14 protein-coding genes are annotated in these 25366 nt (G+C 33.6%); all 14 read left to right on the top strand.

All coding sequences use genetic code 11. The features are described 5' to 3' along the window. Position 1 precedes the first annotated feature (1 nt). The 14 genes from AAFU52_RS04995 to AAFU52_RS04930 all read left to right on the top strand — a co-directional run bounded on the left by AAFU52_RS04995 (position 2) and on the right by AAFU52_RS04930 (position 25356). A complete protein-coding gene (locus AAFU52_RS04995) occupies positions 2 to 2323 on the top strand; it encodes a glycoside hydrolase family 20 protein (RefSeq protein WP_438425743.1) in 2322 nt (773 codons plus the stop codon). A gap of 25 nt (positions 2324 to 2348) precedes the next feature. Next, on the top strand, positions 2349 to 3701 hold the full coding sequence (locus tag AAFU52_RS04990; RefSeq protein WP_438425742.1) for an alpha-L-fucosidase: 1353 nt from the start codon (positions 2349 to 2351) through the stop codon (positions 3699 to 3701). Between the two features lie 41 nt (positions 3702 to 3742). Further along, entirely contained in the window at positions 3743 to 6079 is a 2337-nt protein-coding gene (locus AAFU52_RS04985; protein ID WP_438425741.1) for a GH92 family glycosyl hydrolase, read from the top strand. Positions 6080 to 6143: 64 nt separating this feature from the next. After that, complete coding sequence (locus AAFU52_RS04980; RefSeq protein ID WP_438425740.1) at positions 6144 to 8450, top strand: GH92 family glycosyl hydrolase; 2307 nt, start codon at positions 6144 to 6146, stop codon at positions 8448 to 8450. 34 nt (positions 8451 to 8484) lie between these two features. Further along, positions 8485 to 9978, top strand: a complete 1494-nt coding sequence (locus tag AAFU52_RS04975; RefSeq protein ID WP_438425739.1) for an alpha-L-fucosidase — start codon at positions 8485 to 8487, stop codon at positions 9976 to 9978. A 183-nt stretch (positions 9979 to 10161) separates the two neighbouring features. Beyond that, on the top strand, positions 10162 to 13299 hold the full coding sequence (locus AAFU52_RS04970; protein WP_438425738.1) for a SusC/RagA family TonB-linked outer membrane protein: 3138 nt from the start codon (positions 10162 to 10164) through the stop codon (positions 13297 to 13299). An 11-nt stretch (positions 13300 to 13310) separates the two neighbouring features. Further along, entirely contained in the window at positions 13311 to 14798 is a 1488-nt protein-coding gene (locus tag AAFU52_RS04965) for a SusD/RagB family nutrient-binding outer membrane lipoprotein (protein WP_024771489.1), read from the top strand. Between the two features lie 92 nt (positions 14799 to 14890). Beyond that, the gene (locus AAFU52_RS04960; protein ID WP_438425737.1) at positions 14891 to 18244 is read left to right on the top strand and encodes a VCBS repeat-containing protein; all 3354 of its coding nucleotides are present in this window, start codon (positions 14891 to 14893) and stop codon (positions 18242 to 18244) included. A gap of 17 nt (positions 18245 to 18261) precedes the next feature. Further along, a complete protein-coding gene (locus AAFU52_RS04955; RefSeq protein ID WP_024771487.1) occupies positions 18262 to 19698 on the top strand; it encodes a sugar MFS transporter in 1437 nt (478 codons plus the stop codon). A gap of 10 nt (positions 19699 to 19708) precedes the next feature. Then, the gene (locus AAFU52_RS04950) at positions 19709 to 20608 is read left to right on the top strand and encodes an ROK family protein (protein WP_024771486.1); all 900 of its coding nucleotides are present in this window, start codon (positions 19709 to 19711) and stop codon (positions 20606 to 20608) included. Between the two features lie 176 nt (positions 20609 to 20784). Then, positions 20785 to 22728, top strand: coding sequence for a glucosamine-6-phosphate deaminase (gene nagB, locus AAFU52_RS04945; protein WP_438425736.1), 1944 nt, complete (start codon positions 20785 to 20787; stop codon positions 22726 to 22728). Between the two features lie 57 nt (positions 22729 to 22785). Then, a complete protein-coding gene (locus AAFU52_RS04940) occupies positions 22786 to 23613 on the top strand; it encodes an endonuclease/exonuclease/phosphatase family protein (RefSeq protein WP_438425735.1) in 828 nt (275 codons plus the stop codon). A gap of 763 nt (positions 23614 to 24376) precedes the next feature. Continuing rightward, positions 24377 to 24616 carry a hypothetical protein gene (locus tag AAFU52_RS04935; RefSeq protein WP_438425734.1) on the top strand — a complete coding sequence of 80 codons (240 nt, stop codon included), beginning with the start codon at positions 24377 to 24379 and terminating at the stop codon, positions 24614 to 24616. Between the two features lie 584 nt (positions 24617 to 25200). Further along, a complete protein-coding gene (locus AAFU52_RS04930) occupies positions 25201 to 25356 on the top strand; it encodes a hypothetical protein (protein WP_438425733.1) in 156 nt (51 codons plus the stop codon). Positions 25357 to 25366 lie beyond the last annotated feature (10 nt).

Below are 25366 nucleotides of genomic sequence, written 5' to 3'. Positions count from 1 at the left end.
AATGAAAAAACAATTTCTGATAACCCTGACACTTCTAATATTGTTGGGTTGTAAAACTGATGAAAAAAGAATGTATTCAGAAGAGGATATTCATATTATCCCAAAACCAGAAATGGTAAAAATCAATTCGGGAGTATTCGAATTTAATGAAGATACCAAGTTTTTTATTTCAAATGATATACAAGACGAGTCGATTCGTGTTTTAAAAGATAAATTTAAAACAGCAGTTGGATGGGATTTGAAAACGACAGAAGAACAACCAAAAAATAACTATATAACTTTTACGATTGACGAGAATAGTAAACCAGAAGCATATGAGCTTAAAGTGGATAACAATCGTATAGAAATCATAGCAAATAGCTCAGTTGGCTTTTCATATGCAATACAAACGATACGTCAATTACTACCTCCCGAGATAGAAAGCAAAGCTAAATTAGAAAATAGAACTTGGGAAATTCCAAATGTAGAAATTAAAGATACCCCCCGTTTTAAATGGAGAGGACTAATGTTAGATATCTCTCGTCATTTTTTTGATAAAGAATACATAAAGGAGGTAATTGATGGTTTGGCTATGCATAAGATGAATGTGTTACATCTGCATCTGGTTGATGATCAAGGATGGCGAATAGAAATAAAAAAATACCCAAAACTTACCGAGATAGGGGCATGGAGAGTAGATCAGGAGGATTTACATTGGAATGCCAGACTACCGGTAAAATCAGAAGATAAAGGTACTTATGGAGGTTTTTTGACTCAAGAAGAATTAAGAGAATTGGTTAAATATGCACAATCTAGAAATGTAGAGGTTATACCCGAAATAGAAATGCCCGCTCACATATCTAGTGCGATTGCCGCATACCCACATTTATCATGTTTTGAAAATCCAATAGGAGTGCCTTCAGGTGGAGTTTGGCCAATTACAGATATATATTGTGCAGGAAAAGAAAGTACGTTTACTTTTTTAGAAGATGTATTAGTTGAGGTTATGGAAATATTTCCTTCAAAATATATACACATAGGTGGGGATGAGGCGACTAAAACTAATTGGGAGAAATGCCAGCATTGCCAGAAACGAATAACAGAAGAAGGATTGCAAAACGAAGAAGAATTACAGAGCTATTTTGTAAAACGAATGGAGAAATTTATAAATTCTCATGGTAAGAAATTAGTAGGCTGGGATGAGATTTTAGAAGGAGGATTAGCTCCTGATGCTACTGTGATGAGTTGGAGAGGCGTAAAAGGAGGACTAGAAGCCGCAGCACAAGGACATGATGTAGTCATGACACCTGGAACTCATTGCTATTTTGATCATTATCAAGGACCACAAAATGAAGAACCATTAGCAATAGGTGGATACACACCATTAAGTAAAGTATATCAATTTGATCCTGTAGTAGATTCAATGACTGCAGAAGAAGCTGGGCATGTGCTTGGAGGACAAGCAAATTTATGGTCAGAGTATATCTTCACAGAAGAACACTCCCAGTATATGATTTATCCAAGGTTAGCAGCATTGTCCGAGGCAGTGTGGAGTTCTAAGGACCTAAAAAATTGGGATGATTTTTCTAGTAGAATTACCAGTATGTTTCAGCGGTATGAATACTTAGGAATAAATTATGCGAAGAGCTCTTATTTAATACGACCAGAAGTCGAAACAGATTTGGAAAAGAAATCGGTTTCATTAACACTACAAAGCGAATATACCAATGCAGATATACGGTATGTATTAGATAATTCTAGTTTAGACAATACTCCTATCAAATATGAGCAACCCATTGTATTAACCAAAACTACAATAGTTAAGGCATCAATATTTAAAGAGAACAAACCGATTGGTAAAGTATTTCAGGATACCATTGTATTTCATAAAGGAGTAGCCAGTAATGTAGTGTATACTATTCCATATAGTGATCGATATACGGGAACAGGAAAATCTACATTGGTAAATACCTTAAGAGGAACCAAAAATTTTCAGGATGGCCAATGGCAAGCGTGGTTAAAGGATGATATGGAGGTTATTATAGATCTTGAAAAAGAAGATACCATAAATCAGGTAATTGTTGGATCAATGGAACATCAAGGCCCGGGAATATATTTTCCGGTAGTAATAGAAGTTTTTACGGGAATAGACGGAAAAGATTTTAAAAAAGTAGGAGAAGTAAAACGATCCTATGCGGCTAATTCTACTATTGAATTAAAAGATTTTAAAATTAATTTCGAGAAGCATGTTGCAAGATTTATTAAAGTGAAAATAGCAAATTTAAAAGAAAACCCAAGAGGAGGAGATACTTGGTTATTTATAGATGAGATTTTAATTGATTGATAATTAATATTTTAAGGTGAATCAGATGAGATATATAAGAACGATTTGCATGTTTGTTTTGTTGATTACTGGAAACCTGATAGTTGCACAAGACGAAAAGCCAACAGAAAAAGAACGATTGTCCTGGTTTGAAGATGCCAAACTAGGAGTATTCATTCACTGGGGATATTATGGCGTGAATGGAATAGCAGAATCCTGGTCATTATATCACAAAAAAATCTCATATGAAGAGTATATGAAGCAGGGCAATGGATTTACTGCTAAGCATTATGACCCTGTGAAATGGGCTAAACTGTTTAAGAAAATTGGAGCGAGATATTCTGTAATGACTACCAAACACCATGATGGAGTAGCTTTATGGGATACCAAATACAGTGATCTAAATGTTAAAGAAAAAACACCTGCTAATAGAGATTTAATAGCTCCTTATGTAGAAGCACTTAGAAATGAAGGATTAAAAGCAGGATTATACTATTCTTTATGTGACTGGTCGCATCCTGATTATGATGTTGTATTCCCAAGGCCTGATACTAAAAACGATTACCCTCAAAAGGGATTGGAGAATCTAACAAAGTGGGAACGATTTATTAGATTTTATAAAGGGCAATTAAAAGAACTAAGTAATCGATATCAACCAGATTTATATTGGTTTGATGGAGATTGGGAAAAATCAAGTGAAGAATGGAGAGCGCAATCATTAAAAGACTCATTACTATCCTGGAACCCTAAAACCATTGTGAATTCTCGATTAAAAACATATGGAGATTATAGTACTCCCGAACAAGGGATTCCTGTGGTAAGACCAAAAGGTCCCTGGGAATTTTGTATGACCATGAATGATAATTGGGGGTATTATCCTTCAGATACGAATTACAAGCCATTTTCGCAGATTATTAGAACGTTTGTTGAGGTGATAGCCTCAGGAGGAAACTTACTGCTTAATATTGGAATGAAACCAGATGGAACAATCCCTAAAGAACAAGAAGAACGATTAGAAGTACTAGGAAGTTGGATTGACATACATAAAAAAGTTGTTTTCGATACTAAAGCAGGATTGCCATATGGCCACTTTTATGGTCCCACACTACTAAGTAAGGATACTACAAAATTGTATTTATGTCTGTTTGATGAACCTAAAAATTATATCTCTTTAAAAGGAATTCAGAATAAAATAAAATCAATTAAAGTAGTCGGAAAAGAACAAGAATTAACTTTTGTTCGAAACGGAGGAGCATCCTGGAACAATATTCCGGGAATTGTAAGAATAGAAGTTCCTAAAAATGAAAACTTAAATACCTATGTAACTGTTTTGGAAGTAGAATTAGAAGGAGAATTGAAGTTGTATAGAGGTCATGGAAATGCTGTAGAATTGAATTAACAATAGATGATATAGTAGTTAATACATAAAAGAAGTAAAAGATGAAAGATAGACTAATATGGAGTTGTTTGATGGTGATATCAATACTATCCTGTAAAGAACAAAATATAGAAAAGACAGAAAGTAAAGAAACCGTTCTAGCACAAAGTTTGGCAGATTATGTGAACCCATTAATGGGAACCGACTCAGCTTTTGACTTATCTAACGGTAATACCTATCCTGCAATTGCAACTCCCTGGGCAATGAATTTCTGGACACCCATGACTTCAAAAATGGGAGATGGATGGACTTATAAATATGATGAGAACAAAATAAGAGGAATAAAACAAACGCATCAGCCAAGCCCTTGGATCAACGATTACGCGGCATTTTCAGTGATGGCTGTAACAGGAGATCTCAAATATAAAGAAGATGAAAGAGCCTCCTGGTTCTCTCATAAAGCAGAAACCGTAAAACCATATCATTACAAGGTGTATTTAGCAGATTATGATGTGGTAACCGAAGTTACACCTACAGAGCGAGCAGCACATTTTAAATTTACATTTCCCGAAGCTGAACAATCCTATATTATGCTGGATGCTTTTTTTAAAGGCTCTATGGTAAAAATTATTCCAGAAGAACGTAAGATAATTGGTTATTGTAGAAATAATAGTGGAGGTGTTCCAGATAATTTTCACAATTATTTTGTGGCCGAATTTGATAAAGATTTTGAAATAAATCATACCTGGGGAGATGGTTGGGAATTAGTAGAAAATTCAAAAGAAAATGAAGGGGAGCATGTGGGGGCTATAATAGGTTTTGAAACTAAAAAAGGAGAAACAGTACATGTAAAAGTCGCATCATCCTTTATTAGTCCAGAACAAGCACAATTAAATTTGAACCGGGAAATAGGAAACGATACATTCCAACAAACTCAAATAAAGGCCAAAAAGGCTTGGGAAAAAGAGTTAAGTAGAATTAAGATAGAAGATGATAATTTAGATCATATCAAAACTTTTTATTCCTGTCTATATAGAGTGTTACTTTTTCCAAGGAAATTCTATGAATTTAATGAAAAAAACGAAGTGGTACACTATAGCCCATATAATGGAAAAGTGCTACCAGGTTATATGTTTACGGATAATGGATTTTGGGATACCTTCAGAGCAGTATTTCCATTCTTCAATATGATGTACCCAGAATTGAATAGTCATATAATGGAAGGGTTGGCCAATACGTATAAAGAATCGGGATGGCTTCCCGAATGGGCTAGCCCTGGACATAGAGATTGTATGATTGGCTCTAATTCAACACCAATAATAGCAGATGCATTTTTAAAAGAAATCCCTAGCATAGATATAGAAACCTTATTCGAAGCGATCCTAAAAAATGCAACAACATCAGAAGGACGTCCATTGTCTAATGGTAAGGAAATACGTTCTGTAGGAAGAGAAGGGATTGATTATTATAACAAACTTGGATATGTCCCTTATGATGTTAATATCAATGAAAATGCAGCAAGAACATTAGAGTATGCATATGCCGATTTTACCATTGCTAAAATGGCAGAAAAATTAGGGAAAGAGGAGATCGCAAAAACATTCTATGAACGATCCAAAAATTATAAAAATTTGTTTGACCCTACTACAAAACTGATGAGAGGAAAGAATGAAGATGGTAGTTTTCAATCTCCTTTTAACCCCTTAAAATGGGGAGATGCCTTTACTGAAGGTAATAGTTTGCATTATACATGGTCTGTTTTTCATGACATAGAAGGTTTGATTGAGCTAATGGGCGGAAAATCTGAATTCGAAAAGCAGCTGGATCATGTGTTTAATATGCCACCCGAATTCGATGCTTCTTACTACGGGTTTACAATTCATGAAATTAGAGAAATGCAAATTGTAAATATGGGGAACTATGCCCATGGTAATCAACCTATCCAACATATGATTTACCTCTATAATTATGCTAATGCTGGGTATAAAACTCAAGAAAAAGTACGTGAAGTGTTAACTAAGCTATATTCGGCAACACCAGATGGATATTGTGGAGATGAGGATAATGGACAAACCTCTGCCTGGTATGTTTTTAGTGCATTAGGGTTTTATCCGGTTACCCCGGGAGTAAACCAATATGTAATAGGAAGTCCATTGTTTAGGAAATCCGTAATTACATTAGAAAACGGAAATGAATTTGTAATCAATGCTCCAGAAAATAATCAAGAAAATGTTTATATCCAGTCCGTTTCATTAAACGGAAAAGCATATCAGAATAGTTATTTAAATTATGAAGTAATTCAGCAAGGAGGACGTTTAGATTTCAAAATGGCTAATACTCCAAATAAAGATTGGGCAAACTCAAGTGAAGAGGTGCCATACTCTTTAAGTAAGGAATAGTTTTAATTATAAAAGAGACCTTCATGGATCACATCTATAAGGTGTTATATAAAGATTAGAGAAGATGAATAGTATTGTTTTTAAAAAGACGTATTTTTTGAAGCTATGGGTAATAATTATGGTATTGTCTTTCTCTTGCCAAAAGAAAACTAAAGTAGAAAAGACAAAAGAAAATAACACTTCTAAAAAGTTGTCAATTGATGTTACAGAGTATGTAAATCCATTTATCGGAACCTCAAACTTTGGTACAACCAATCCAGGACCAATTGCAGTAAGAGGAATGGCAAGTGTTTCCCCTTTTAATGTAGCAGGACAACAAAATCTTCCTTTAGAAAAAGATAGTCGTTGGTTTTCTACACCTTATGTTCACGAAAATAATTATTTAACAGGTTTTAGTCATGTAAACCTTAGTGGGGTAGGATGTCCAGAACTAGGGGTGATCCTCGCAATGCCAACCACAGGAGCAATCCAAACCGATCATTCTTTATATGGCAGCACCTATTCTAATGAAGTTGCAAAAGTAGGTTACTATTCTAATGTATTGGATAAATATAATATTAAAGTAGAAACAACAGCTACAACCAGAACAGGAATAAGCAAATATACTTTCCCAAGAGGAGAATCTAATATAGTACTCAATCTGGGACTAGGGCTTACGAATGAACAAGGAGGAATGATCAAAATAGTATCTTCAACAGAAATAGAAGGAATACGTTCTGTAGGGGCGTTTTGTTATTATAAGCCAGAAGAAGCATATCCGGTATATTTTGTAGCTCGATTTTCAAGACCAGCAGACGAATTTGGAGTGTGGAAAAAACCAAAGATACATAAGGGGATTGAAGCACAGTGGATGGGGTATAACGGAAAAGAAAGAATAAAGAAAGGGTATACAAAAGAGGTAGTAGGAGATAGTATTGGAGGATATATGAAGTATCATTTTGAAGCCCCTACACAAGTAGAAATGAAAGTAGGAATCTCGTATGTAAGTATTGAGAATGCCAGAGAAAATTTAGAAAAAGAAACTTCAGGTAAAGCTTTTGATCAAATTAGACAAGAAACCAAGGAAAACTGGAATCAATACTTATCAAAAATTGAAGTAGAAGGAGGGAAAAAAGAAGATAAAATAAAGTTCTATACAGCCCTATATCATACACTTATACATCCGAATACTTTGAATGATATAAATGGAGAATACCCTAAAATGAAAACCAGGGAAACCTTAAAAACAAAAGGAACCAGATATACTGTTTTTTCACTGTGGGATACCTATAGGAATTTACATCAGTTAATGAGTTTGGTATACCCAAAACAACAATCAGATATGATGAAGAGTATGTTGCAGATTTATGATGAAACAGGGTGGCTGCCCAAGTGGGAATTAAATGCAACAGAAACAACAACCATGGTTGGGGATCCGGCAGGAATCATTATTGCAGATACTTACCTCAGAGGAATTAAGGATTTTGATATTGAAAAAGCATATAAAGCTATGCTTAAAAGTGCAGATCAATTACAAGATAACCCGCTACGTCCTGGGATCAATGACTATATTAAAAAAGGATATCTCACCACCAAAACGACTACTAGTGGATCAGTATCTACCACACAAGAATATAATATTACAGATTTTGCCATAGCACAATTAGCAAAAGAACTAGGAAAGGATGAAGACTATCAGCGTTTTTCTGACAGGTCATTGTCTTATAGAAAACTATTCGATAAAAAATTTAATTTATTACGGCCTAAAAATGATGATGGAAGTTGGTTATCTCCTTACAATCCAGATACCGGAGCCAATTTTGTGAAAAATCCAGGGTTTATAGAAGGAAATGCCTGGCAATATACTTTTATGATTCCACACGATATCCCAGGATTAAAAAAACTTATGGGTGGTGATCAACCATTTTTAGAACAATTGCAGAAAGTTTTTGACAATAAGCAATATGACATGGCTAATGAACCAGATATAGCATACCCCTTCTTGTTTAATTACATAAAAGGAGAAGAATGGAGAACGCAAAAAACAGTCAATGAACTCCTGGAAACTTATTATAAAAATGCTCCGGATGGGTTACCAGGAAATGATGATACAGGCACCATGTCTGCTTGGGCAATATTTTCGATGATGGGGATATATCCAGTTTCACCAGCTCAACCCATATATACATTTTGTACTCCAAAATTTGAAAAAATTACGATTCATTTAGATAAAGAATATTATAAAAATGATAAGATCGTAATCACCTCTACCATCCCTGAAAAAGAAACTTTTATAGATGCAGTTATAGTAAATGATAAAGAATATCAGGACTATTTTATCTCACATCAAGAATTAATTAACAAAGGAAGATTACAGTTTATTTTGAAATAAATAAGATTGACCACTTTATTATAAATTCTAATATATGAAAAATACCAATCCAATTCATTTTTTATTGTTATCTACTTTGATGATGGTAGTGTCTAGTATAGAAATAATAGCTCAGGAACATCACGAAGAAGAGCGCTATGTCCCAGAAACAGATACTATAGTGCTTAAAAAACTGGAAGAATGGCAAAATTTAAAGTTTGGGTTGTTGATGCATTGGGGTACATATAGTCAATGGGGGATTGTAGAATCATGGTCCTTATGCCCCGAAGAATATGAATGGTGCGAGCGTAAAAAAGGGACTAATCCTAATGATTATAATGTTTATAAAAAAGAATACGAAGGACTTAAAAAAACTTTTAATCCTTTCAACTTTGATCCTGAAAAATGGGCAAAAGCAGCTAAGAATGCCGGGATGAAATATGTAATTTTTACTACAAAACATCATGATGGCTTCTCAATGTTTGACTCTAAGTATACCAATTATAAAATAACGGACTCAGAAACTCCCTTTTCTAAAAACCCAAAATCTAATATTACCAAGGAGATTTTTGATGCTTTTAGAAAAGAGACATTCTGGACAGGAGCTTATTTTTCGAAACCAGATTGGCATTCTCCTTATTATTGGGATCCTTATTTTCCACCAAAAGATAGAAACGTGAACTATCAACCCGAAGTTTACCCAGAAAAATGGAACAAATTTGTGGCATTTACACATAATCAAATATTGGAATTGCTTACCGATTACGGAAAAATCGATATTCTTTGGTTAGATGGTGGATGGGTTTCAAAATCTCCGAAAAAAGATATCCTAAATTGGTATGAGCGTAAGCTTCAAAAAGAACAAAATGGATATTTAAAGCATCGTATGGTAAATCAGGATATCAAAATGGATGAACTCGTGATTAAAGCCAGAAAAAAGCAACCTCAACTGATTGTGGTGGATAGAGCAGTCCACGGAAAAAATCAAAATTATTTGACCCCAGAGAATAGAGTTCCCAAAAAACCACTTCCATACCCATGGGAGTCCTGTATCATATCGGGGGGTGGGTGGTCCTGGACACCAGATGCAAAATATATGTCAGGAAGAGAAGCAATACATACATTGGTAAATATTGTTGCGAAAGGAGGAAACCTTTTATTAAATATTGCTCCTAATGCTATGGGAGAATGGGATGAAGGTGCATACATACTACTTGAAGAAATTGGTGAATGGATGAAAATAAATAGTGAAGCCATATATGATACAAGATCGATATCTCCCTACAAATTTGAAAATATTTGTATTACAAGTAAGAAAGATGGAACAGTCTACCTCATCTATCTGATAGAAGAAGGAAGAACAGAAATACCTTCCAAAATTATGTTCTCTGGTTATGTGCCTTCAGACAAAGCAAAATTAAAACTACTTGGGTTTGACATTCCTTTAAAATGGGTAAGAAAAGATAATTCCATGGAGATAAACATTCCAGAAAAAATTAAAACTCAGCTTTTGAATACTTCCGCTTTTGTAGTAAAAATTAATAAATAAGGGAATTTGTTTATCACTATAATTTAAAAAGAAAATGCTGTAGTAAGCGACTTCTATTATAAATCAATTCAATGTTATCTAACCTTTTTGAGTTGTCATTGATCGAAAAATTTATATAAAAATTAACATTAGAGTAACATTTGTACTGTCGATATAGAAATAAATTAACTAAAAGAAGATAGTATGATTGATAAATTACTGATTTTTTTAACAATTGTGTTGTGTTTATCAAGTAATGTAACATTAGCACAAAGTAAAAAAACCGTTTCTGGTATTGTAACGGGTGAAGACGGGGTACCACTAGTTGGGGTGAATGTGATTGAAAAAGGAACATCTAATGGTACATCAACAGATTTTGATGGGAACTATACTGTTGTAGTTTCAGATCCATCAGGTATTTTAATATTTTCCTCTCTTGGATTTGAAGGAAAAGAAATTGCCATAAATGGAAAGGCAAATATAAATGTAACATTAGCTGCAGATTCTGAAGAACTAGGAGAGGTAGTAGTAACGGCTTTAGGGATAAAGAAAACTACTAAAGCTCTAGGGTATTCTTTAACCGAAGTTGGTGGAGAAGAATTGTCTACAATTAAATTAACCAATGCAGTAAACTCATTGCAAGGAAAAATTGCTGGAGTTAATGTTACTCAAAATTCAACAGGTGCAGCCGGTTCGAGTAGAGTAATCATAAGAGGTTCAAGTTCATTAACCGGAAACAATCAACCTCTATATGTTGTTGATGGTATTCCGATTAGTAATAATAATAATGGATCTGCTGGTTTATGGGGAGGCTCGGATGGAGGAGACGGGATTTCTAGTATCAATCCCGATGATATTGAATCTGTAAGCGTATTAAAAGGTGGAGCAGCCTCCGCGTTATATGGTTCGAGAGCTGCAGGAGGAGTTATTATAGTGACAACAAAATCAGGTAAAGAGCAAAAAGGTTTTGGAGTAGAAATCAGTAGCTCTGTAACATTTGATAAAGTAGACACATCATTACAGGATTTTCAGACTGAATATGGTCAGGGTAGACGAGCAACCAAACCTGTAAATCAGGAAGAAGCGCTGGATGTAGGTCTATCTTCATGGGGAGAAAGACTAGATGGTTCTAGTGTTATACAATGGGATGGTGTATCTAGACCATATTCGTATGTAGGTAGTAATTTGGACCATTTTTATAGAACAGGAACGACATATATTAATTCTGTTGCATTAACAAATGGAGGAGAGAATTTTAATTACAGATTTTCTGTTTCAGATCTGACTAACGATGATATTACTCCAAATTCTGGATTGAATAGAAAAACATTCTCATTGAATTCGGGTGCGGTTATGGCAGAAAAACTTACAACTCAGGTAAATGTAAAGTATGTTGTAGAGAAAGTTATGAATAGACCTCGTTTGTCTGATGCTCCAGGAAATGGAAACTTTACGGTGTCTAACTTATCTCCAAATGTAGATGTTAGATTTATGAATCCAGGAGCAAATGAAGATTTAACAGAACGACAATATTCGTCAAATACGTTTTCTCAAAACCCATACTTTGCTGCTTATAATTTTAGAAATGAAGACACAAAAAATAGAATCATAGCTTCGACATCTTTACGATACGATATTTTTGATTGGTTATATGTTTCTGGTAGAGCAGGTGTAGATCACTATACAATTAGAAGAACAGCAGTAGAGCCTTTTGGTACTGCTTTTAAACCACTGGGAGGTATTGAAGAGAGAGAAATTAGATATAGTCAGGTTGATGCAGATTTAATACTTGGAGTAGAAAAAAATATAACAGACAGACTAGCCACAAATGTTTTTATTGGAGCAAATGGAAATAGTGTCTCCCAGGAAACAAAAATACTTAGAGGAAATGATTTTATAGTACCCGGATTAGAACAATTTGGGAATACAGTTAATCAATCTTCAGCGAATATTTTTGGAGCAGACAGGGACAACCCAGGTAATGGAAAACGGAAAATAGGATCTTTATATGGATCTGTTGAACTCTCTTATGATGGATTTGCTTACTTAACTTTTACAGGAAGAAATGATTGGTTTTCTACATTATCATTTCCAGGAAAAACAACTCCAAATGATGATTTTTACTCTTCTGTAAGTGCAAGTTTTATCTTGTCGGAAGCATTAGAATTACCCGAGAAAATTAATTTCTTAAAGCTAAGAGCCGGGTATTCAAATGTAGCAGGAGGAGCACAGGATCCATATCAATTGGCCTTGACATATGAGATTTTTGGACAAGGACATTTAGGGCAACCTCTAGGAGCTATAGCAGGGAATCAAGTCCCTAATGCTGATCTGGTAGCATTCAATAAAAGCGAATTTGAAGTAGGCTTAGACGCTAGATTCTTTAATAGTAGATTGTCATTTGATATTGCATACTATACAAATGAAACAACCAATGATATAGTTCCGGTTGGTACTTCTGTATTTTCAGGGTATTCAAGTGCTTTAGCAAATATTGGAGAAGTAGAAAATAAGGGGATTGAATTTTTAGTGTCAGGGACACCTATAAAAACTGAAAATTTCAGTTGGGAAACTAGTATCAATGGAGCCCATAACACAGGAAAAGTAATAGCAACTAATGCAGAAGAAGGAGAAATTAGTTTGGGAGAACCCAGATCCAGAAATGTAGAAATTAAACAAATTGTTGGAGAAGCATACGGAACTATTTTTGGCGTATCCTATGTGAGAGATGATAATGGAAATATAGTATATGAAATTGACGGAGATGGTGTTCCACTTGCACAAAGAGGAGAGCGAAAAATTCTGGGAAAAGGAGTTCCTCCTTTAACATTAGGATTTACAAACACAATTACCTATAAGAATTTAATATTGAACTTTTTGATCGATGGTAAGTTTGGAGGACAGGTTTTTTCGGGAACTAATACTGTTACCTATGGAAACGGATTACATAAAGGTACTCTGGCTGGTAGAGAAAATGGATTAACGGTTACAGGTGTTAATGCAGAAACCGGAGCAGAGTTTACCACAACAGTAGCTCCAGAAGATTTACAAACATATTATGGTAGAATTAGTGGAATCGCAGAAGAATTTGTTGAAGATTCAGATTACATAAAATTCAGACAATTAAGTTTAGGATATAGTTTACCAGGTAAGTTGCTGGATAATACTTTTTTTGATAGTGCTACAATTTCTGTAATAGCTTCTAACCTGTTCTATATTATGCGAACAGTAGATAATATAGATCCAGAAAGTGCTTATAATGTTGGTAATGCACAAGGTCTTGAATATTTTGGACTTCCTTCTACCAGAAGTTACGGATTAAATGTGAATTTAAAGTTTTAAAAAAAAGAATCATGAAAAAATCAATTTATATAATATTCCTGACAATAATATTGGGTTCATGTGATCAAGGTTTTGAAGAATTAAATGTTGATCCTACTAAGCCAACACAAGTAAGTGTAGTAAATAAGTTATCTGCTACACAACTATATACATCAGGAGAAAGATACGAGAATTGGAGAGCGAATCTAATTTATTGCTCTACTATGATGCAACATATGTCTACAACAGCTGGGTATTGGGCTGGAGATAAATATACTTTAAATGAAGGATATGCTTCTTCTATGATTGATAGGATTTATGGGAATGCGGTAAAAACATTAGAAGATATGTTAGTTCAACTGGAAGAAGAAGCACACCCAGAAGAAATGAAAGCGATCACCAGAATACATCGTGTTTTTGTATTTCATAGATTGACAGATTTGCATGGGGATATCCCATATAGTGAAGCAGGTAAGGCTTCTTTAGAAGGAGTACTTAAACCAAAATATGATGCGCAAAGTGAAATTTATGCTGATATGTTAAAAGAACTCGAAGAATCAGCTGCTGCTTTGGGCACTGGTACTTCAGGTTTTGGCTCAGGAGATTTAATGTTTAATGGAGATCAGGAAAAGTGGAAAAAGTTTGCTTATTCTATGATGTTACGTTTAGGATTGCGATTGATTAAAGCAGACCCTGCAGCTTCTCAACAATGGGTTACAAAAGCTATTACAGGAGGTGTTATGACATCTAATGATGATATCGCTTATATTCAGCATACAGCAGGCCCAGAAGGAATTAACAAAAATGGAATCGGAGAGGTTTTTACCGCAGATGGAAACCCTCGCCTGAGTAAAACATTTGTAGATTTCTTAACCGGAGATCCGAGATTGCCTATCCTTGGAGCACGAAGAAGTGACGGTAGTACAGCTCCGGCAGACCAAAAGGGATTACCTAATGGGTTAGATTCTAGCTCTCTAATGGCATTGACAGGTGAAGAGGATACAGATGCTTATACAGAACCGAATAGAAGTATTATTACAGGAGAAGATGCTCCAATGTTTTTCCAAACGTATGCAGAAGTCGAATTTATGCTAGCAGAAGCAGCACATAGATGGGGTCTTGCAGGAGGCGATCCAGAATCACATTATAATGCAGGAGTACGTGCTGCCATGAAAATGTTAGAATTATATGGCGCAGCAGGATCAATTGCAGATGCCGATATTGATCAATATTTAATTGATAACCCTTTTGTTGCAGCCAATGCATTAGAACAAATCAATACACAGTATTGGGCAGCAACATTTTTGAATGAGTATGAGGCATTTGCCAATTGGAGAAGAACAGGATATCCTGTCTTAGTTCCCGTTAATTACCCAGGCAATGTTACTAATGGAACTATACCAAGAAGATTAACATATGCTACTAGTGAACAAAGTAATAATACCGAAAATTATAATGCAGCCATCTCAAGCCAAGGACCAGATGTATTAACCACAAGAATGTGGTGGGATAAAGAATAGTTTACATGTTTTTTGAATCCTTTTATTACCCAAATTGATGAAGGGGAAATTAATTTTCCCTTCATCTTTTTTAGAAATAGATTTTTGATGAAATGAAGATTACTAACTCATATCTGTATTGTATTCCCGTTGTACTATTAGTATTACTTTTTTTTAATGAAAGAGAAAAGGTTGATAATACTACCCAGAAAAGGTTTTCAATATTAGATTCTTCTTATAGTGGAGTAACCTTCTCAAATACAATAAAAGATACAAGAGAGAAAAACATATTAAAATATGCCAACTTTTATGGAGGTGCCGGAGTTGGGGTTGGTGATTTTAATAATGATGGTTTACAAGATTTATATTTTGCAGGAAATATGGTCCCTGATAAAGTATATTTTAATCAAGGAAATCTTGTTTTTAAAGATGTAACCAAACAAGCAGGAGTGAAAGATGATGGGGGTTGGTCTACAGGAGTAACCATTGCAGATGTTAATAATGATGGATATGTTGATGTTTATGTGAGTAGAGAACTCTATGATGATAAACCAGAATGGAGAACTAACCTATTGTATATTAATAATAGAGATGGAACTTTTATAGAATCTGCCGCTAAGTATGGCATTGCAGATTCTCAAAGAACCAGACATGCTACTTTTTTTGATTATGATAAAGATGGATTTTTGGATTTACTTTTATTAACACAACCTCCCAATCCTGGAAGTTATTCAGATTATTTTGGAACAAAATTACTTCAACCCGAGTATCATATCAAATTACTAAAAAATACAGGGAAAGAGTCTTTTGTAGAAGTGACAGAAGCAGCAGGACTCATGCGAACAGGTTTTCCCAATGCCGTATCTGCCAGTGATATAAATGGTGATGGATGGACAGATATTTACATAGCAAACGATTTTTATGCACCAGATTTTCTTTTTGTAAATAATAAAGATGGCACTTTTACTAATCAGGCTGATTATGCATTAAATCATATGTCTTATTATAGCATGGGAGTAGATATTGCAGATATTAATAATGATGGTTTGTTGGATGTTTTTGTAGTAGATATGGTGTCTGAGGATAATTTTCGTTCTAAATCTAATATGAGTGGAATGAATCCGAAAGCTTTTCAGAAAGTAGTAAAAAATGGAGGGCATCATCAATATATGTATAATACTGTTCAACTCAATAATGGCAATTCAACTTTTAGTGATATTGCTCAGTTAACGAATATGGCAGCTACCGATTGGAGTTGGGCTAATCTTATTGCAGATTTTGATAATGATGGATTAAAAGATGTATATATCACAAATGGATTGCTACGTGATATTCGTAATACCGATGCAGATAAAAAAGTTGGAGAGTTTATTACTGAAACAGCAAATAAATGGATAAAGCAAAATCCTAATGCAGGAGCGGTTAGTATTTGGGAAATACTGGATTTGGATAAAGCATTATCACTAATACCATCGCAACCATTGCAAAATTATGCTTTTAAAAACTACGGAAATCTAAAATTCAAAAAAACAATAAATGAATGGGGACTAGACCAAGAATCTTTTTCAAATGGAGCCGCTTATGCCGATTTGGATAATGATGGTGATCTGGATATTGTGGTAAATAATATCAATAAAGAAGCATTTATATATCGCAATAATTCTGAGAAAATATCGACATCTAATTTCCTTAGAGTTCAATTGTCAGACAAACAAGGAAAACCTGTTTTTGGAACTAGGATACAACTATATTGTGGAGATGATGTACAAACTCAGGAGACTACCAATGTTAGAGGGATTTATTCGACCAGTGAGCCTTTAGTGCATTTTGGAGTTGGTAATTATAAAAAAATAGATAGTCTAATTGTTACCTGGCCTAATGGCTTGAAAACAATACAAAAGAATATTTCGGCAAATAAATTATTACCAATAGAAATGAACGATGCTTCTGTTGCGAATATTAGTAGGACAGATATGCATAAAAACCCCTTTTTATTTACAGAAAATACTACATCATTTGGGATTGATTTTAAACACCATGAAAACGTATTTGATGATTACGCCAATCAATTATTATTACCACACAAATTGTCTCATTTTGGGCCAGCTTTGGCCGTAGGAGATGTTAATAATGATGGTTTAGAAGATGTATTTATAGGAGGAGCCACAGGGTTTGATGCAGAACTTTATATTCAAACTAAGGAAAATAAATTTGTGAGAAATACTAAAAATTTCTGGAAAAAAGAAAACGCTTACGAAGATGTAGATGCAATGTTTGCCGATGTAAATGGAGATGAGTTTTTGGATTTATACGTAGTAAGTGGCGGTAATGAATATCCAAAAAATGACCCTCACTATATAGATCGATTATATCTTAATGATGGGAAAGGAAACTTTTCTAAAGGGGCAATCCTTAATGTAAATCGCCATAGCGGATCAAAAGTAATAGCAGAAGATTATGATAAAGACGGTGATATAGATTTTTTTGTTGGAGGCAGAGTTATACCACATCAATATCCAATGCCGGCTACAAGCATGCTCTTAAGTAATGAAAATGGTCAATTGATAAATGTTACAGATAAGATAGCCCCAGAACTAAATGATATTGGGATGGTAACAGATGCGGTTTGGGTCGACTATGATAATGACAATGATATTGATCTTATACTCGTAGGAGAATGGATGCCCATTACTTTATTTAAAAATGAAGATGGTAAGTTATATAAAGAAACTAATGAATCTTTAAAAAACTCATCAGGATGGTGGTTTAGTATCGAAAAAGGAGATTTTGATAATGATGGAGATATAGATTTTATAGCAGGTAATATCGGTTTAAATTATAAGTATAAGACATCCAAAGAAACTCCTTTTGATATCTATTATGATGATTTTGATAATAATGGTAGCGATGATATAGTTTTGGGATATTACAATAAAAACAAGCACTATCCATTAAGAGGGTTTTCATGTTCGGCAGAACAAATACCTCTCCTTAAAAAAGAGATTGGTAAGTATGATTTGTTTGCGTCTTTAGAAATCAATCAGGTTTATGGTGAAAAAAAATTAGAAGGGGCATTACACTATAAAACAGAAACTTTTGCTTCTTCTTATATCGAAAATTTAGGAAAAGGAGTATTCAAGATTTCACCTTTACCATACCAAGCACAGTTTTCGAGTATTAATGATATTATGGTTAAAGATTTCAATAAAGACGATCATCTGGATGCATTAATGGTTGGAAATTTATTTGTATCGGAAATAGAAACGCCAAGAAATGATGCAGGAACAGGAGTGTTAATGTTAGGAGATGGTAAAGGCAATTTTTCTACTTCATTAGGAAAAGAAAGCGGTTTTTTTGCTAGGAAAGATGCTAAAAAAATTGAAATACTTAATGATAAGGATGGTAAAAAAGTATTGATAGCAAATAATGATGGGATACTTCAGTCCTTTATTCTAAAAACAAATTAAAATAACTTAAGAATAATATGTCAGATATAACAAACTCTTTGCTTACAAAATCAGAAAGGCAAAACAATTACAATAAACCCTTTTTTGCGATTATTTTTTTGTTTTTTTTATGGGGGTTTATTACAGTTATGAATGATGTGTTAATTCCTCATTTAAAGGCGGTTTTCGAACTTAGTTATTTTCAGGCGGCATTAATACAGTTTGCTTTCTTTGGAGCCTTTTTTATCATCTCTCTTATTTATTTTATTACTTCTGTAAGTATAGGGGATCCCATTTCTAAAATAGGATATAAAAACGGAATTATTATAGGACTTATATTGTGTGGAATTGGTTGCTGCCTTTTTTACCCTGCAGCTAGTTATCAACGATATGCTATATTTTTGGGAGCTTTGTTTGTTCTTGCTTCCGGAGTAACAATTTTACAAATTACAGCCAACCCATATGCGGCTATACTTGGGAAACCAGAAACTGCACCAAGTAGACTTAATCTGGCACAGGGGTTCAATTCTTTTGGTACTACACTAGCTCCAATTGTAGGTGCAATACTTCTATATAAGGTATTCTCTGATGGTGAAATCACAGTAGATTCTTTAAAGATGCCATATCTAATATATGGAAGCCTGTTTTTTGTATTAGCCATTATCATAAAATTTGTAAAACTACCGTCTTTTATCAATAATGAAAAAATTGAAAAAGGACTTGGAGTATTAAAATTCAGACATGTTGTTTTGGGTATGTTTGCTATCTTTTTTTATGTGGGTGGCGAAGTATCAATTGGAAGTTTTTTAATAAATTTCTTTGGCTTGGAAACCGTTATGGGAATGAAAGAAGCCGAGGCAGGAGTATTTTTATCGTACTATTGGGGAGGTGCTATGATTGGAAGATTTTTGGGATCGGTATCTATGAGTGGAATCACTAGCACAAGAAAAAAATACCTCCTAATGGCTTTGTTATCGGTACTTTTCTTTTTTGTTCTTTATTTTATTACTGCAATAAAGATTGAGGCTGGTACATTTTCACTACAATTTTTATCATTCTCCAAGATATGGTTATTTGTGGTTTTTCTAATTAGTAACTATTTGTTTTTTCTAATAGGAGGCACTAAACCTTCAAAAGTATTAACCTTATTTGTGGGAATAATTATAGTATTATTATTGATCATGATCTTGTGTAATGGGGAGATCGCTTTTTGGAGTGCTATTGCAATAGGAGCATTTAACTCAATCTTATGGTCAAACATATTTACACTAGCAATAAAAGATTTGGGAAAGTATACAAGCCAGGCATCCTCATTATTAGTAATGATGATAGTTGGAGGAGCATTAATACCATTATTACAAGGTGTAGTAGCAGATTATATTGGAATTAAATTATCTTTTTTTATACCTGTAATATGCTATGGATATTTAATTTTCTACGGTTTGGTTGGGTACAAAGTAAAAAACACACTTTAAAAATATAAAAATGGTTCTAGGAGTAGATATTGGAGGTAGTCATATCACTGTAGCTAGTATAGATAAAAATGTACCGAACCAAGTACAGAATATCTATACAATGAAAATAAGTAATGCTTCCAGTTTGGATCTAATATTAGATAGCTGGATTGGTGTTATAGAAATGGCTATTGACAATTTGGGAAATAAAAAACTGAAAGGAATTGGCATAGCTATGCCTGGCCCTTTTGATTATGAGAGAGGAGTTTTTCCCGACAAAGGAGAAAACAAATTTGTGATGCTAAGCAATCTTAATCTTAAAGATTACATTATCAAAAAATTGAACTTGAAACCTTCTGTTTCTGTTCGGTTTTATAATGATGCAGCTTGTTTTGGAATAGGAGAAGCTTGGGTAGGAGAATTGGTCCCTTATAATAAAACGATTGCAATTACTTTAGGAACAGGTCTGGGAGCTACGTTTTTACATAAAGGGATTCCTGTATTAGAAGGAAAAGGAGTCCCACTATATGGGGAGTTGTATCATTTACCATTCGGAAATGACATTGCAGATACTAGTTTTTCTACTGTATGGTTTCAAAAACGTTATAAAGAACTTACAAATAAAGAAATAACAGGAGTTAAAGAACTAATTAGATTTGAAAAAGAAAATACTATAACTACACAAATTTTTAAAGAGTTTTCAGAGAATTTGGCGATTTTTTTAGCTCCTTGGCTACAAAGCTTTGAAGCAGAGGCAATAGTAATTGGAGGTAACATTAGTAACGCCTGGGTATTTTTTATAGAAGGTTTAATCCAAACATTTAAAAGGCTCGATATAACCATACCAATTTATAAAAGTACACTTAGGGAGAGTGCAGCTTTGATAGGTGCAGCCAGGTTAATAGATAATGACTTCTTTAATGAGTTATAATGATGATGAAGCATAAAAGTATAGTTCGGGGATAACAAGAAATTTAAAATTTATTATATAATAGATTTCATTACATAGAGTTTAAATGTGTTGACATACTATCAGTTATATTCAATATTGATAAGAGTAAATGCAATTATTTTTATTATAAAATCGAGTATCAATTACAAATTATTATGATTACTAAAGTTGAATTAAAGAGTTTTAAAGACATTAGCTACAAAGAAGCTGGAATTTATGAAAACACTAAGTTTGAAAAAATTCACAATGTTATATTCAAAAACTCGGATTATGCGTCTATAGTAATTGCGCAAGAAATAGCCACGTTAATAAAAGAAAAACAAGTAAAACAAAACTATTGTGTTTTGGGATTAGCTACTGGCTCATCTCCTATTAAGGTTTACGAAGAATTAGTTCGACTTCATAAAGAGGAAAATCTAAGCTTTGCAAACGTGATAGTATTTAATTTGGATGAATACTATCCTATGGAAAGAACTAATGTACAAAGCTATCATTACTTCATGTATGAACACCTATTTAATCATATAGATATCTTACCAGAAAACATCCATATACCAGATGGTATGGTTTCACAAAAAGACCTTCATCAATATTGTATAGATTATGAACTAAAAATAAATGCAGTAGGAGGTTTAGATTTTCAGTTATTAGGAATAGGAAGAACGGGACATATTGGATTTAATGAACCGGGTTCACATCCAAATTCAGGAACACGAATTATCACATTAAATCACGTAACCAGATCTGACGCTGCCGAAGCTTTTTTTGGTATAGCAAATGTGCCAAAAAGGGCCATTACCATGGGGATAGGAACCATAAAGAAAGCTAAACGAATAGTGATCATGGCCTTAGGCCATAAAAAAGCACCTGTTGTAAAAGAAGCAGTAGAAGGAGCAATAAAATCTGATATTCCTGCGTCGTATCTACAAGAACATAAAAATATCACTTTTGTATTAGATCAGGAAGCAGCAGGAGAATTGACCAGAATTAAAACCCCTTGGTTAGTAGAGTCTTGTATATGGGATGAGAAAATTAAGAATAAATCAATTGTATGGTTAAGTCAGAAAGTACAAAAACCAATACTGAAACTTACAGATAAAGATTATAATGATAACGGAATGTCTGGATTGTTGGCAGAAAAAGGGTCAGCCTATGATCTTAATATCAGTATGTTCAATAAATTACAATCTACCATTACCGGATGGCCTGGTGGTAAGCCAAATGCAGATGATACTAACCGACCAGAACGTAATATACCTCATAAAAAAAGAGTTTTAATCCTTAGTCCACATCCTGATGACGATGTCATTTCAATGGGAGGTACTTTTCTTCGTCTTATCGAACAAAAACATGAGGTACACGTGGCATATCAAACCTCAGGAAATATTGCAGTATCTGATGAGGAAGCTATTAAATATGCAGAGGTTGTTAAAAGTATGCTATTAGAAAATGTGGGAAGTATAAACATTGATGTTATCCTTGCCGAACTTAAAAAGAAAAAGGAAAATACAATTGATTCTATAGAGATTAGAACTCTTAAAGGATTAATAAGAAGAGTAGAATCATTAGGAGCAACTCGTTTCCTGGGATTGCCTGATACCCATGTAAATTTTTTGGATTTACCATTTTATGAGACCGGAACGGTAAAGAAAAAGCCTTATGATAAGAACGATATAGCTATTCTTACCAAGTTAATAAGAGATATAAAACCGCATCAAATATATGCAGCAGGAGATTTGGCAGACCCTCATGGGACTCATAAAGTCTGCTTAGATATACTGTTTAAGGTAATAGAAGATATTAAAAAAGAAGAGTGTATGAAAGACTGTTGGGTATGGTTGTATCGTGGGGCATGGCAGGAATGGGATATTCATGATATCGAAATGGCTGTTCCGCTAAGTCCTGATGAAGTGCTAAAAAAACGAAAAGCAATATTTTTTCATCAATCTCAAAAAGATAATGTGATGTTTCAAGGAGATGATGCTAGAGAATTTTGGGTAAGAGCAGAAGAACGTAACAAAGATACTGCAAAAAAATACCATCAATTGGGATTGATAGATTATGCAGGGATAGAAGCTTTTAAAAGGTATTATTTTTAAATTAACAACACTAAATTATTATAGAGCCCAGAGTTGATAATAATCAAACAAAAATAGATGATGAAAAATTTAAAATTGATTGCTCTATTAACATTAGTTACTTTGAGTCTCAATGCTCAAAAATCTATAATGTCGTATAACATAAGATATAACAACCCTAACGATAACGAAAATTGGTGGGAGAATAGAAAGCAAGAAGTCGTACAGATGATACATTACTATTCTCCCGATATTTTAGGAATTCAGGAAGGATTAAACGACCAGGTAAAATATGTAGACACTATGTTAACAAATTATAGTTTTGTTGGTGTAGGTAGAGGAGATGGACACCAAGCAGGAGAATATGCTGCTCTGTTTTTTAATACTAATACTATCGAGTTGATAGAAACTAAAACATTTTGGCTTTCAGAAAAAATAGATACGGTATCTATTGGTTGGGATGCCTCAATGGAGCGAATTGTGACCTATGGTCAATTTAGAGATAAATCTACTAGAGATACTATTCATGTTTTCAACTGTCATTATGATCACCTTGGAGAGGTAGCAAGGGAAAACTCTTCTAAATTAGTATTAAGACTAATCAAAAAAATGAAAATAGAAAATGAACGTATCGCAGTAATTGGTGATTTAAACTGTTTACCAAATACAAAACCTATTCAAATATTGAAAACCAAGTTAGAAGACTCATTTGAGATTAGTAAAACTAGTCCATACGGGCCAATAGGGACTTTTAATGGTTTCAATTCTGAAAAAAAGATTATCTCGAGAATAGATTACATCCTGACCAAAAATATAGTAGTGAATAGTTATACTAATATTGATGATAGAAGAAGGAACAACCTATTACTCTCTGATCATTTACCCGTCTTAATTAAAATAGAATAAGATACTTTACTAATTTTGGTCATTATCAGTATCGAATTCATATTCAAATACATATATTTGCGCACTAATTTTGGAAAATACTACTAAAATCGTTATCTTTTATATAACAAAATGAAACAGAATAGTATACATATGGCATTAAAATTGCGGTTTAATCTAGGTGATTATCGATGGATTAATAAGGAATCTCTACAGGAGAGGACGCTATGTAACTATTTTAATCATTTTTTGAAGTGATATAAATTAGAAAACAATATAAAATAGCAAGCGTCCAAGAAATTGGACGCTTTTTTTATTGAGTTTTTTTGATGTAAACTACATCAAAAGCATAAAATCCGGTCGAAATGATAAAACCGATAGAGAGCAATAGTATGAAAACAGACTTAAATAGTAATATGTTATAAAACAATCTTAAAGAAAATAAGTAAAATTTTAAACGAATGTATAAAAGCTAATTAGCACATAAAGAATAAGTGATTGGAAAGCAAGTATCAGGTAGTTAGACGATTGCCAAAATATCCAAAATCTGTTGTAAAACGGACAGGGATTTCTTTGCTTAATTTTAAATATAAATACCTGATAATCAATAATTTAATATTAAAAAATAGTTGTGAAATCCTAAAAATATCCGTATCTTTGTATCTCAATACAAACACTATGTTATTTGTTCAGTTTTAGAAAAATAATACTAATTGACTACGCAAAAAGAATGCGTAATCGTACTGAACATTTGTATACTAATTAATAACCAAAAAATAAAACAATGAAGTATAATCAAAATTCTAAAAAAGGGCAGGAGGACAGAAACCATCTGTTTACCGATGCATTCGGATGTGTCCTTGGAATGGGCTTATATACTTCGGTTGTTAACCCTCTTCCAAAAGTGATTACCGAATCATTAGGTGGCGAAAGAATGGAAGAAACACTTCAATTTATAAGTAAAAACTTCCGTGAAGTAGTAATCAAAGGCAGTTATACTCCTTGTAAAGAATTCGTTTCGTAAACTTTATAAGAGTACATGATAATTCGTATAAGTGATTGAGTTTGTCTCCCGAGATAAACTAAACAATAGTTAGAAAAACATCGATTTCCATTCGAGCAATGAACACACCATATTGGCAAGTGCTAATATGATCAACCGAGTAGGATAATCAATCAAGTATCTAACGATGTAGCATCTCTTATAAGTTAATTACATACTCTAACTGTTACCGACATTACCAACCAGTATTTTCTATAACAATGTAGGATTTTTTTAGAGCTATATATAGTTTTTGGGATAAAGAACCTGTAAAACAATTATATACCTAAAAAATCAATATCCACAGTATATGCATACTTAGCAAATTGTTAGGTGTACAACTGGATTGTATAGAAAATACCGAAAACTGACCCACCGAAAACATCCAAATTACAGTTCGCTGTTACCCAAAAGGGGAAAGTAGGGTATCGCGACTGTATAGGATCACACTTTCCCAAAAACCGATCGATAATTTCCCATAGGCAATAGGTATGTAGCAACATACTGATCTGGGGTTGATACCTATGGGCGTACCCTACACTTTGGAAAAACAAAAAATTAGTAACATGAGAACTTTAAGATACATACTATTAGCTATACTCCTAGGAGTCAACCTTGTTTCTTGTACGCCGGATGATAGCGTTAAAGAAAACGAAACTCTACAAACAGAAGTGTTAAGTACTAGTGGAAATGATGAAGGAATTGAAGAAGATGAAGGATAATCTTAATCAT

Origin of the sequence: Aquimarina macrocephali, from assembly GCF_051627225.1 — a bacterium.
GTDB lineage: Bacteria > Bacteroidota > Bacteroidia > Flavobacteriales > Flavobacteriaceae > Aquimarina > Aquimarina macrocephali.
Note: the sequence above shows the minus strand (reverse complement) of the source record. Positions and strands in the feature narration are given on the sequence as shown.

Bases quoted from the DNA above. Each gene is read 5' to 3' on its own strand.
- AAFU52_RS04995 (WP_438425743.1), top strand. From the start codon at position 2: ATGAAAAAACAATTTCTGATAACCCTGACACTTCTAATATTGTTGGGT.
- AAFU52_RS04990 (WP_438425742.1), top strand. From the start codon at position 2,349: ATGAGATATATAAGAACGATTTGCATGTTTGTTTTGTTGATTACTGGA.
- AAFU52_RS04985 (WP_438425741.1), top strand. From the start codon at position 3,743: ATGAAAGATAGACTAATATGGAGTTGTTTGATGGTGATATCAATACTA.
- AAFU52_RS04980 (WP_438425740.1), top strand. From the start codon at position 6,144: ATGAATAGTATTGTTTTTAAAAAGACGTATTTTTTGAAGCTATGGGTA.
- AAFU52_RS04975 (WP_438425739.1), top strand. From the start codon at position 8,485: ATGAAAAATACCAATCCAATTCATTTTTTATTGTTATCTACTTTGATG.
- AAFU52_RS04970 (WP_438425738.1), top strand. From the start codon at position 10,162: ATGATTGATAAATTACTGATTTTTTTAACAATTGTGTTGTGTTTATCA.
- AAFU52_RS04965 (WP_024771489.1), top strand. From the start codon at position 13,311: ATGAAAAAATCAATTTATATAATATTCCTGACAATAATATTGGGTTCA.
- AAFU52_RS04960 (WP_438425737.1), top strand. From the start codon at position 14,891: ATGAAGATTACTAACTCATATCTGTATTGTATTCCCGTTGTACTATTA.
- AAFU52_RS04955 (WP_024771487.1), top strand. From the start codon at position 18,262: ATGTCAGATATAACAAACTCTTTGCTTACAAAATCAGAAAGGCAAAAC.
- AAFU52_RS04950 (WP_024771486.1), top strand. From the start codon at position 19,709: ATGGTTCTAGGAGTAGATATTGGAGGTAGTCATATCACTGTAGCTAGT.
- nagB (WP_438425736.1), top strand. From the start codon at position 20,785: ATGATTACTAAAGTTGAATTAAAGAGTTTTAAAGACATTAGCTACAAA.
- AAFU52_RS04940 (WP_438425735.1), top strand. From the start codon at position 22,786: ATGATGAAAAATTTAAAATTGATTGCTCTATTAACATTAGTTACTTTG.
- AAFU52_RS04935 (WP_438425734.1), top strand. From the start codon at position 24,377: ATGAAGTATAATCAAAATTCTAAAAAAGGGCAGGAGGACAGAAACCAT.
- AAFU52_RS04930 (WP_438425733.1), top strand. From the start codon at position 25,201: ATGAGAACTTTAAGATACATACTATTAGCTATACTCCTAGGAGTCAAC.